Below are 10,679 nucleotides of genomic sequence, written 5' to 3' on the forward strand. Positions count from 1 at the left end.
GGCTCCTACGGCTCTCCCCGACAGCCCGGTTCACGTGTCACCCCGCAAACGCACGCCCTGCATCCCGCCGTCCACCGCGAGTGCCGTGCCGGTGATGCCGGAGGCGGACGGGGACGCCAGCGAGGCGATGGCGGCGGCCACTTCGTCCGCCGTCAGCATCCGGCCCATCGGCTGACGGGCGTTGAGGGCGGCGCGTTCGGCGGCCGGGTCGTCGGCGTGGTCCAGCAGGCGGCCGATCCACGGGGTGTCGGCGGTGCCCGGGTTGACGCAGTTGACGCGGATGCCCTCGCGGAGGTGGTCGGCGGCCATCGCGAGGGTCAGCGAGAGCACCGCGCCCTTGCTGGCGCTGTACAGCGCGCGCTGTGGCAGGCCCGCGGTGGCGGCGATGGAGCAGGTGTGGGTGATGGAGACCCGGCCCGGGGCGCCGGCCGCGGTGCGGCGCAGGGCCGGCAGCGCGGCACGGGCGGTGCGCACCAGGCCCAGCACATTGACGTCCAGGACCCGGCTCCACTCCGCGTCGTCGTTGTCCTCGACGGTGCCGATGGCGCCGGTCCCGGCGTTGCCGACAAGGGTGTGCAGGGCGCCCAGCTCCCCCACCGCCTCGGCGACGGCGGCCCGTACGGCGGCGTCGGAGGTCACATCGGCGGTGACCGGGATCGCCCCGGCGGGCGCGCCGGCCGGGTCCCGGTCCAGGACGGCGACCCGCGCGCCGCGCGCCAGCAGCAGCGCGGCGGTGGCCGCCCCGATGCCGGAGCAGCCGCCGGTGACGAGGGCGGCCATCCCCTCGAAGTCGGCCGGGTGGTGGCCGGTCCGCGGTCCGTCGCTCATACGGAGACCTCCTGTTCGCCGTGCGGGCGCCGCGGCTGCTGACGGGCGCGCCACACGGGCCCGTCGGGGAAGCGGTGTGCGGCGAGCGACCCGGGTTTCATCCGGGCCGAGAAGCCGGGCGCGGTCGGGGCGCGGTAGCGGCCGCGGTCGATGACGACGGGGTCGCTGAAGTGGTCGTGCAGATGGTCGACGTACTCGATGACCCGGTCCTCCCAACTCCCGGACACCGCCACGTAGTCGAACATCGCCAGATGCTGCACCAGCTCGCACAGCCCCACCCCGCCCGCGTGCGGGCACACCGGTACCCCGTACTTCGCGGCCAGCAGCAGGATCGCGAGGTTCTCGTTGACCCCGGCGACCCGGGCCGCGTCGATCTGTACGAAGTCCACGGCGCCCGCCTGGAGCAGCTGTTTGAAGACCACCCGGTTGGCGACATGCTCACCGGTGGCGACCTTCACGGGCTGCCCGGAGCGCACCGCGGCATGCCCGAGGACGTCGTCGGGGCTGGTCGGCTCCTCGATCCAGTGCGGGGTCCAGGGCGCCAGCGCGGTCATCCAGCGGACCGCTTCGGCCACGTCCCAACGCTGGTTGGCGTCGACGGCGATCCGTACGCCGGGGCCGACCGCTTCCCTGGCCAGCCGCAGCCGCCGTTTGTCGGCGTCGAGGTCGGCGCCCACTTTCAGCTTGATCTGGCCGAAACCGTCGGCCACCGCTTCCTTGGCCAGCCGCACCAGCTTGCCGTCGTCGTAGCCGAGCCAGCCGGGCGAGGTGGTGTACGCGGGGTAGCCCTCGGCCTTGAGGCGGGCGGCCCGGGTGGCGCGGCCGGGTTCGGCGGCGCGCAGCAGGGCCAGCGCCTCGTCCGGGGTCAGGGCGTCGGAGAGGTAGCGGAAGTCGACGAGCGAGACCAGTTCCTCGGGGGTCAGCGCGGCGAGGAACTCCCACACCGGGAGCCCGGCCCGGCGCGCAGCCAGGTCCCAGGCGGCGTTGACCAGCGCCCCGGCCGCCATCTGCATCACCCCCTTCTCGGGGCCGAGCCAGCGCAGCTGGGAGTCGTGGGTGAGGTCGTGGTGCAGGGCGGCGAGATCGGCGGCGGTGGCGGGGGCGGGGCGGCCGACGACGTAGGGCGCGAGGGACCGGATCGCGGCGGCCATGACCTCGTTGCCGCGCCCGATGGTGAAGCAGAGGCCGTGGCCCTGCGGTCCGCCGCCGGTGTGCAGGACGGCGTAGGCGGCGGAGTAGTCGGGGTCCGGGTTCATGGCGTCCGAGCCGTCGAGCCGCTCCGAGGTGGGGAAGCGGACGTCGTGGACCTCGAGCTCGGTGATGGTGCCGGTCCCTGCCATGCGCATGCCCCCTGGGATGTTGCGGAAGAACATCGGACCTTTGACGGACATCCGATGTATAGACCCGCGCGTAAGACCGCGTCCAGACCCCGTACGGAAGTTGAGCCAACGACCCTCGGGACAGGTCGGATGAATCGCTACCGCTTCCTGCAAAGGGGCTACGGACCGGCACCACGGAAGCCGTAGTCTTGGGATCGCACGTAATGGAACTGCTGCCGGCGGCCGCCCCAGGCGGCCGGGCCGGTCGGAAGGAGGCGCTGGGTGATCGAGCTCGAGGGGGTACCCGAGCTGATCGACCCGGTCATGGTGGCCGCGTTCGAAGGCTGGAACGACGCCGGCGACGCCGCCTCCGCCGCGGTCGCCCATCTCGACCGGGAATGGAAGGGCGAGGTCTTCGCCGCGCTGGACGCGGAGGACTACTACGACTTCCAGGTGAACCGTCCCACCGTCTTCCTGGACGGCGGGGTACGCAAGATCACCTGGCCGACGACCCGGCTCTCCGTGGTGCGCGTCGGCGACACGAACGGCAAGGGGCGCACCCGCGACCTCGTCCTGGTCCGCGGGATCGAGCCCAGCATGCGCTGGCGCTCGTTCTGCAACGAAATCCTCGGCTTCGCCCATGAGTTGGGCGTGGAGATGCTGGTGGTGCTGGGCTCGCTGCTCGGCGACACCCCGCACACCCGCCCGGTGCCGGTCAGCGGGGTCACCTCCGACGCCGACCTGGCCGCCCGGCTCGATCTGGAGGAGTCCCGCTACGAGGGCCCCACGGGCATCGTCGGCATCCTCCAGGAGGCGTGCACCCATGCCGGTGTCCCCGCGGTGAGCCTGTGGGCCGCGGTGCCGCACTATGTCTCCCAGCCGCCCAACCCGAAGGCCAGCCTCGCGCTGCTCAACCGCCTGGAGGACCTCCTCGACGTCCGTATCCCGCTGGGCGAGCTGACCGAGGACGCCCGCGCCTGGCAGCTGGGCGTGGACCAACTGGCCGCCGAGGACAGCGAGGTCGCCGAGTACGTCCAGTCGCTGGAGGAGGCGCGGGACACCGCGGATCTGCCCGAGGCGTCCGGCGAGGCCATCGCCCGCGAGTTCGAGCGCTATCTGCGCCGCCGCGACCCGCAGTCCGGTCCGGGCGTGGCGACCGAGGGCGGGCTGGCCGACGGCCGCGACAGCTCCTACCTCCGCGACACCACCAGCGGCCGCACCCGTCCGCCCCGCCCGGTCTCCAAGGAGCCCCGCGAGCCGAAGGCCGGCGACGAGACGGCGACGGGACCCAAGGACACGGCCAAGGGCAACGGCACGCCGGAGAGCCCGGATGCGTCGGGCGGCACGGACCCGGCCGACTCCCCGGGGCCGGAGGACGGCCCGGAGAGCAGCGGAAGCTGAGCGCGCCGGGGACCCGCTCCCCGGTGGGGCGCCGGACGGCCTGCGGGCCGGTGCGGCGCCCCTGGCGTTTCCCCTCCCGGGCCTCCCGGGTCTCCCGCGCCTCCCGGGCCCTAAGTCCCCGGCCCCGTAAGGCGAAAGGGGCGCTTCCACCGGCCGGCGGAAGCGCCCCTGAGGGTCGGATATGACGGGTCGTTACAGGGCCACGCCGAGCAGCGCGTCGACCGCGCGGGAGACGAGACCGGGGGCGCCCTCGTCGGTGCCGCCCTCGGCCTGCTGCGCGGCGGCCCAGCGGTCCACGGCCGCCAGGGCGGCCGGGGAGTCCAGGTCGTCGGCGAGCGCCGTACGGATCTCCTCCAGGAGAGCGTCGGCGGACGGACCGTCAGGACGGGAGACGGCGGCCCGCCAGCGCGCCAGCCGCTCCTCGGCCTCCGCCAGCACCGCGTCGGTCCACTCCCAGTCGGCCCGGTAGTGGTGCGCGAGCAGCGCCAGCCGGATCGCGGCCGGGTCGGTGCCGTCGCGCCGCACCGTGGAGACGAAGACCAGATTGCCCTTGGACTTGGACATCTTCTCGCCGTTCAGGGCCACCATCCCGGCGTGCACATACGCCTTGGCGAACGGGTGCTCGCCGGTGAGCGCCTGGGCGTGCGAGGCGCCCATCTCGTGGTGCGGGAAGGCGAGGTCGGAGCCGCCGCCCTGGACGTCGAAGCCCATGCCGAGGTGGTCCAGGGCGATGGCGACACACTCGATGTGCCAGCCGGGCCGGCCGCGGCCGAGCGAGGCCCCGTCCCAGCTCGGCTCGCCGTCCCGGGCGGCCATCCACAGCATCGGGTCGAGCGGGTTCTTCTTGCCCTCGCGCTCCGGGTCGCCGCCGCGCTCGGCGGACAGCAGCCGCATCGCCTCGGCGTCCAGCCCGGAGACCTCGCCGAAGTGCGGGTCGGAGGCGACCGAGAAGTAGATGTCACCGTCCAGCTCGTAGGCGGCGCCGGCGTCGCGCAGCCGCTCCACCAGCGGGACGATGCCGGGTATCGACTCGACGGCGCCTATGTAGTGGCGGGGCGGCAGCATCCGCAGGGCCGTCATGTCCTCGCGGAAGAGGGCGGTCTCGCGTTCGGCGAGCGCCGTCCAGTCGTCGCCGGTGGCCACGGCCCGCTCCAGCAGCGGATCGTCGACATCGGTGACGTTCTGTACGTAGTGCACCTGACGCTTCGTGTCGAGCCACACGCGCTGAACCAGGTCGAACGCGTTGTAGGTCGCCGCGTGCCCCATGTGGGTGGCGTCGTAGGGCGTGATGCCGCAGACGTAGATACGGGCGACGGGACCGGGGTCGAGGGTTACCCGTCCGCCGGTCGCGGTGTCGTGGATCCTCAGGTCGCGGCCCTGGCCAGGCAGGGCGGGGACCTCAGAAGCGGGCCATGCATGCATGCCTTGAGCGTAACCGGACGGATGTTCCGCATACGAACCGGACCGGAGGTCTGGCCGGAAAGGCGGTCTTGTGTTCGACGGCCGTACGTGCATGCGCCCCGTCGCCACGGCACGGATTCCCGACGGCTCAGACGGGCGGCCAGGGGGTCGCGGGCCATTCGCCGCTCGGCTCCGGGTGCCGGCCGCTGCGCAGCAGCCCCGCCACCCGCGCCCGCAGCGCCTCGGTCTCGGCGTCCGTGATCAGTTCGGCCAGTCGGGCGGCGAGCGGCCGGCCGTCCGCCAGCGCCCGCTCCAGGCCCCGCAGGACCTCCAGCGTCTCGTCGGTCAGCGGCTCCCCCGCCCACCCCCACAGCAGCGTGCGCAGCTTGTCCTCGGCGTTGAACGTCACCCCGTGATCGATGGCGAAGAACTCCCCGCCGGCGCCGGGCAGCAGATGACCGCCCTTGCGGTCACCGTTGTTGATCACCGCGTCGAGCACCGCGAGCCGCCGCAGCCGCGGATGGTCGGCGTGCACCAGCAGCGCGGTGCGGCCCTCACCGATCTGGGCGAGCCCGACGGCCTTCCAGCCGGGCCCCGGCTCCTCGTCCTCCACCAAGGCCAGCAGCTCGGGCACCTCGTCGCTGCTCTCCGGCGGATCGATCCACTCCTGGACCATGCCGGTCCCGTACGGGCCGTCCCGCAGCACCGTCGGGGGGATCAGGTCCCAGCCGCAGGCCCGGGAGACCTCGTACGCGGCGACCTCCCGCTGGGCGAGCGTGCCGTCGGGGAAGTCCCACAGCGGGCGCTCACCGGCGACCGGCTTGTAGACACAGGCGGCGCTTTGACCGTCGTACGCGACCGTGCAGTACAGCACCGCGTTGGACGCTTCCTCGATCCGGCCGCGGACGGTCAGCTCCCCTTCGGCGAGCAGCGCGTCCGACGGGTTCCCGGCGGGCTCCGACGCGGCGGCCGGCGGGTCCTGCGCCCGGGCGGGGCCGGGCAGCGGCGTGGCGGGCTCTGCGGCGGACTCCATGGCGCTCAGGCGTCCCGCCGGTATCCGTTCTGGCGCGGGCATACGTGTCCCTCCGGGTCGAGCGGCAGGCTGCACAGCGGGCACGGCGGGCGGCCGGCGTTGACGACCTCCAGCGCCCGCTTGGCGAACGCCCTGGCCATGGTGCCGGTGAGGCGCACCCGCAGCATCGGGGGGCCGTTCTCGTCGTCCTGGAGCAGCCGCTCCTCGGCGTCCGCGAGGTCCTCGTCGCTGTCCGCGTCCAGCTCGACCAGGGCCTGCGCTTCGACGATCATCCGCTCGTCCTCGCCGTCCCAGGCGAGCGCCATCGTGCCGACCCGGAACTCCTCCTCGACCGGCGATTCCAGCGGCGCGGTGTCGGACAGCTCGGCGGGCGAGACCGCGGGCACCGGGGCGTTGCCGCCACTGCGCCGGACGACCTCGTCCAGCAGCTCGTCGATCCGCTCGGCGAGGGCGGCGACCTGGGTCTTCTCCAGGGCGACGCTGGTGGTGCGGCCGGCCGCGGTGGCCTGGAGGTAGAAGCTACGGCGGCCAGGCAGCCCGACCGTACCGGCCACGAAGCGGTCCGGCGCGTCGTAGAAGAACACCTGACGGGACAACGTCCTGCTCCGATTGCTCGACTGCGGGGTCACTGCGGTCGCTGCACGTCCTGCGGTCACTGCGCGGATCGCAGGTGCGTGGCGGGCAGCGCCGTCGCACCACCCTACTGCGCCGACTGATCACGCTGCTCCCGCACCACCGCCGACTGCCGCGTCCCGCTCGGCCGCCGCGGCACCGCCTTCCTCCCGGGGCGCGAGCGATCCGAAGTCACCGGTGTCCCCGAGCCGGACGAGGTAGGGGCGCAGCCGGGTGTAGCGGATCGCGGTGACCGAACAGGGCTCGACGGAAATCCGCTGAAAGAGGTCGAGGTGCATGCCCAGGGCGTCGGCGACCAGGGACTTGATGATGTCGCCGTGCGAGCACATGGCGTAGGTCGCCTCGGGGCCGTGCGCCTCCTCGATCCGGGCGTTCCAGTCCCGTACCGCGTCCACCGCGCGGGCCTGCATCGCGCGCATCGACTCCCCGCCGGGGAAGGCGGCCGCGGACGGGTGCTGCTGGACGATCTCCATCAGCGGCTCGTCGCCGAGTTCGGCGAGTTTCCGGCCCGACCACTCGCCGTAGTCGCATTCGTTGATCCGGTCGTCAAGGTGCAGCGTGAGCCACGGCCGGGCCTCCAGCAGCGGCGCCAGGGTCTCCCGGCAGCGCTGGAGCGGGCTGGAGACGACGGCGGTCAGCGGCACCCGTGCCAGCCGTGCGGGCAGCTCGGCGGACTGGGCCGCGCCGCGCTCGTCGAGCGCGACTCCGGGCGCCCGCCCTGCGAGCACCCCGGCGGTATTGGCGGTGGAGCGGCCGTGCCGCACCAGGATCAGCGTGGGCATGACCGCCACCCTACGTTCCCCGTATGCCTTCCCGGCAGGTGGCCGTGCGCTTCCTGGCGGGTGGCCGGGCGACGCGCGAGAATGCCGGTGTGATCGTCGACAGCGCCATCTACCGGGAGGGCCGTCGCACCGAGTGCACGACCGACTTCTCGCACGCCCTGGAAGAGGCGCGGGCCGAGGGGCACTCCTTCCTGTGGCTGGGGATGTACGAGCCGACGGAGGAGGAGTTCGCGCGCGTCCGGTCCGAATTCGCGCTGCACCCGCTGGCCGTCGAGGACGCGCTCAAGGCGCATCAGCGGCCCAAGCTGGAGGTCTACGACGACTCGCTGTTCATGGTGCTGAAACCGGTCACCTACGACGACCAGGCGGACACGGTGACCGCGTCGGAGCTGATGGTGTTCGTGGGCGACTCGTTCGTCGTCACCGTCCGGCACGGTGAGGCCAGCCCGCTGGCGGCGGTGCGGCACCGGCTGGAGGAGCATCCGGAGATCCTGCGGCACGGCCCGGGGGCGGTGCTGTACGCGGTCAGTGACGCGGTGGTGGACCACTACATCGACGTGGCCGCCGAACTCCAGCTGGATCTGGAGGAGTTGGAGGCGGAGGTATTCGCTCCGGTACGCGGCCGGGACACCCGGAACACCGCCGCCGAGATCTACGCGTTCAAGCGCGAGGTGCTCGAATTCCGCCGGGCGACCGGCCCGTTGGCGGAACCGATGGCCCGGCTCCAGAACCCCGGGGTGCCCTTCGTGCACGCGCACGCCCGGCCGTTCTTCCGCGATGTCGACGACCATCTCACCCGCGCCAACGAGTCGGTGGAGGGCCTGGACCGGCTGTTGTCGGACATTCTCTCCGCCCACCTGGCGCAGATGGGCGTACGGCAGAACGACGACATGCGCAAGATCTCGGCCTGGGCGGCGCTGGCGGCCGTGCCCACCCTGATCGCCGGTGTCTACGGCATGAACTTCGACACCATGCCGGAGCTGAAGTGGGATCTGGGGTACCCGGTGATCCTGGGAGTGATGATCATCATCGAGGTGTCGCTGTACCGGCTGTTCAAGCGCCGCGGCTGGCTCTGACGCCGGTTCCGCGGCCGGGGGCGGTCCGGGCCGTGCGGCCGGTCCGCTCAGGCGAATTCCGGTGCGGAGGTGGCCGGTCCGCCCAGCGCGTTCCGCCGCTCGGGCATCCGGAGGCTGACCATCCGACGCCAGCCGGCCAGCCGCTCATAGCCGTACACCGCCCAGATCCCGGCGGCGAGCGCGGCGGACTTCGCCGCGGGCCACTCCAGGATGCGGCCCATGTGGGCCATCACCGCCAGGCTGACCTCCCGGTAGACGACGATCTCGGCATGGGCGCACTCCCGCAGGGTCCGCTGGATGGCGCGGCCGTGCCCGGCGCGGGCCAGCCGCAGCAGCTCCTCATGGCAGTACGCGAGATGGTTGTCCTCGTCGTGGGAGATCATCCGGACCGCTTTGCCCAGCTCGGGGTGGTCGCCGAAGTGCTTGGTGAGCATCACCATCTGGTCGGCGGCGCGCTGTTCGGTGACCCGGCTGTGGGAGAGGTAGATGACGATGTCGCGCTCGCTGAGCGGCTGCTCGCGGCGCAGCTTGTCGTGCGTCAGGCCGATGCCCCGCCGCTCCAGCAGCGCGGTGTAGTCGGTCTCCACCGGGACGCCGGTCGGCGTCAGTCCGCGCTTGCGCATCAGGGCCTGGAAGATCCTGCCGTGCTTGTCCTCGTCGGCGCCGTGCCGGGTGACCTTGGGTGCCAGCTCCCGCATGGACGCCGGAAGCAGCGCGGCGATCCGGCCGTTCTCCCAACCGCCCTGCGCCTCGCCGCTGGCCGCGATGGAGCAGAACAAACGGAAGGAGTCGTCGTTGTCGACGATCTCCTGGAACAGGCTTCGGGCCGAGAGCATCTTTGCCACCTCCGAACGACACACCCGTAATGGACGAGTCAATGGGGGTGCTCCATGGGCGGCAACCGGAGCGGCGGCCCGTTCGGCCGTTCGGGCGAGCGGTGTCCCCGTCGCGGGCGTAACCAGCGTGCCCGTGGCCGCGTTGTGATGCTGACGGCCGTGGTGGGGAAGACCCCCGAGCCCCCACCACGGCCGCGGGGCCTCGCCGGCCCGGCGCTCCGGCGCCGGGCCGGGTGGGAGGCCGAGGGGCCCGGCCCCCCGGTGGGCGTTACGCCAGACCGGCGCGCTCCAGGGCCTCGGTACCGGCCCGCAGGGACGCCAGCCGGTCCTCCAGGGAGAAGCCCGCCGGGGCGAGCGTCAGAGTGGTCACGCCGGCCGCCGCGTATGCCTGCATCCGGTCGGCGATCCGGTCGACGGAGCCGAGCAGCGTGGTCTGGTCGATCAGCCGCTCCGGGATCGCCGCGGCGGCGCCTTCCTTGTCGCCGGACAGGTACTTCTCCTGGATCTCGGCAGCTTCCTTCCCGTAACCCATGCGCTGCGCGAGCTGGTTGTAGAAGTTCTGCTTGGGGCTGCCCATACCGCCGACGTAGAGCGCGGTGTAGGGGCGGAACATGTCGGCCAGCGCGCTGACGTCCTTGTCCGCGCCGACGGCCAGCGGCAGCGTCGGACAGACGTCGAAGCCGTCCAGCGTCTTGCCCGCCTTCTCGCGGCCGGCCCGGAGGTGCGCGATCGCAGTCTCCTCCAGGTGGTCGGCCGAGGGGAAGATCAGCAGCGCGCCGTCGGCGATCTCACCGGTCTGCTGGAGGTTCTTGGGGCCGATCGCGGCGATGTAGAGCGGGATGTACTCGCGCTGCGGGTGCACGGTGAGCTTCAGCGGCTTGCCCGGACCGCCCGGCAGCGGCAGCGTCCAGTGCTCGCCCTCGTAGGACAGCCGCTCGCGCGACATCGCCTTACGGACGATGTCCACGTACTCGCGGGTGCGGGCCAGCGGCTTGTCGAACTTGACGCCGTACCAGCCCTCGGAGACCTGCGGCCCCGAGACGCCGAGGCCCAGGCGGAACCGGCCCCCGGAGAGCGAGTCCAGGGTCGCGGCCGTCATCGCGGTCATCGCGGGCGTACGCGCCGGGATCTGGAAGATCGCCGAACCGATGTCGATCCGCTCGGTCTGCGCCGCGACCCAGGAGAGCACGGTGGCGGCGTCGGAGCCATACGCCTCCGCCGCCCAGCAGACGGAGTAGCCGAGGCGATCGGCCTCCTGTGCCACCGCGAGATTGTCGGAGTCCATCCCGGCGCCCCAGTAGCCGAGGTTGATGCCAAGCCTCATGCCGCTCCCCTTACCCATCAGTAACGTCGCTGTTCCGGGGACTGTA

At 72.6% G+C, this 10,679-nt stretch carries 10 protein-coding genes; 2 read left to right on the forward strand and 8 right to left on the reverse strand.

Annotated elements, in window-relative coordinates:
* Positions 1-30: 30 nt before the first annotated feature.
* Together AC3EUV_RS12035 and AC3EUV_RS12040 are read right to left on the reverse strand one after the other, a co-directional pair.
* Positions 31-828 (reverse strand): SDR family NAD(P)-dependent oxidoreductase, encoded by a 798-nt coding sequence (locus AC3EUV_RS12035; protein WP_435602838.1) that lies wholly within the window; start codon positions 826-828, stop codon positions 31-33.
* Positions 825-2,168, reverse strand: coding sequence for an enolase C-terminal domain-like protein (locus AC3EUV_RS12040; protein ID WP_435602839.1), 1,344 nt, complete (start codon positions 2,166-2,168; stop codon positions 825-827). The genes AC3EUV_RS12035 and AC3EUV_RS12040 overlap by 4 nt, the downstream gene beginning before the upstream one ends.
* Positions 2,169-2,429: 261 nt before the next feature.
* On the opposite strand from AC3EUV_RS12040, the gene AC3EUV_RS12045 reads away from it, so the two are divergent.
* Positions 2,430-3,548, forward strand: a complete 1,119-nt coding sequence (locus AC3EUV_RS12045) for a PAC2 family protein (protein ID WP_432144835.1) — start codon at positions 2,430-2,432, stop codon at positions 3,546-3,548.
* A gap of 192 nt (positions 3,549-3,740) precedes the next feature.
* Here the strand turns inward: AC3EUV_RS12045 and mshC are convergent, their stop codons facing one another.
* The 4 genes from mshC to AC3EUV_RS12065 form a co-directional block, all read right to left on the reverse strand.
* Positions 3,741-4,970 carry a cysteine--1-D-myo-inosityl 2-amino-2-deoxy-alpha-D-glucopyranoside ligase gene (gene mshC, locus AC3EUV_RS12050; RefSeq protein WP_435602840.1) on the reverse strand — a complete coding sequence of 410 codons (1,230 nt, stop codon included), beginning with the start codon at positions 4,968-4,970 and terminating at the stop codon, positions 3,741-3,743.
* Positions 4,971-5,097: 127 nt separating this feature from the next.
* Positions 5,098-5,982 (reverse strand): SCO1664 family protein, encoded by an 885-nt coding sequence (locus AC3EUV_RS12055; protein WP_435602841.1) that lies wholly within the window; start codon positions 5,980-5,982, stop codon positions 5,098-5,100.
* Positions 5,983-5,987: 5 nt separating this feature from the next.
* Positions 5,988-6,578 (reverse strand): DUF3090 domain-containing protein, encoded by a 591-nt coding sequence (locus AC3EUV_RS12060; RefSeq protein WP_129247423.1) that lies wholly within the window; start codon positions 6,576-6,578, stop codon positions 5,988-5,990.
* Between the two features lie 120 nt (positions 6,579-6,698).
* Positions 6,699-7,397 (reverse strand): histidine phosphatase family protein, encoded by a 699-nt coding sequence (locus AC3EUV_RS12065; protein ID WP_432144838.1) that lies wholly within the window; start codon positions 7,395-7,397, stop codon positions 6,699-6,701.
* Positions 7,398-7,486: 89 nt separating this feature from the next.
* Between AC3EUV_RS12065 and corA the strand changes: the two genes are divergently transcribed.
* Positions 7,487-8,473: a magnesium/cobalt transporter CorA gene (gene corA, locus AC3EUV_RS12070; protein ID WP_432144878.1), complete on the forward strand. Its 987-nt coding sequence runs from the start codon at positions 7,487-7,489 to the stop codon at positions 8,471-8,473.
* 47 nt (positions 8,474-8,520) lie between these two features.
* On the opposite strand, the gene AC3EUV_RS12075 is transcribed toward corA, so the two are convergent.
* Complete coding sequence (locus AC3EUV_RS12075) at positions 8,521-9,309, reverse strand: ferritin-like domain-containing protein (RefSeq protein WP_432144839.1); 789 nt, start codon at positions 9,307-9,309, stop codon at positions 8,521-8,523.
* 268 nt (positions 9,310-9,577) lie between these two features.
* On the reverse strand, positions 9,578-10,633 hold the full coding sequence (locus tag AC3EUV_RS12080; RefSeq protein ID WP_432144840.1) for an LLM class F420-dependent oxidoreductase: 1,056 nt from the start codon (positions 10,631-10,633) through the stop codon (positions 9,578-9,580).
* Positions 10,634-10,679: the final 46 nt, after the last annotated feature.

The organism is Streptomyces sp. bgisy130 (assembly GCF_057708345.1).

Bases quoted from the DNA above. Each gene is read 5' to 3' on its own strand.
- AC3EUV_RS12035 (WP_435602838.1), bottom strand. From the start codon at position 828: ATGAGCGACGGACCGCGGACCGGCCACCACCCGGCCGACTTCGAGGGG.
- AC3EUV_RS12040 (WP_435602839.1), bottom strand. From the start codon at position 2,168: ATGGCAGGGACCGGCACCATCACCGAGCTCGAGGTCCACGACGTCCGC.
- mshC (WP_435602840.1), bottom strand. From the start codon at position 4,970: ATGCATGCATGGCCCGCTTCTGAGGTCCCCGCCCTGCCTGGCCAGGGC.
- AC3EUV_RS12055 (WP_435602841.1), bottom strand. From the start codon at position 5,982: ATGGAGTCCGCCGCAGAGCCCGCCACGCCGCTGCCCGGCCCCGCCCGG.
- AC3EUV_RS12065 (WP_432144838.1), bottom strand. From the start codon at position 7,397: ATGCCCACGCTGATCCTGGTGCGGCACGGCCGCTCCACCGCCAATACC.
- AC3EUV_RS12075 (WP_432144839.1), bottom strand. From the start codon at position 9,309: ATGCTCTCGGCCCGAAGCCTGTTCCAGGAGATCGTCGACAACGACGAC.
- AC3EUV_RS12080 (WP_432144840.1), bottom strand. From the start codon at position 10,633: ATGAGGCTTGGCATCAACCTCGGCTACTGGGGCGCCGGGATGGACTCC.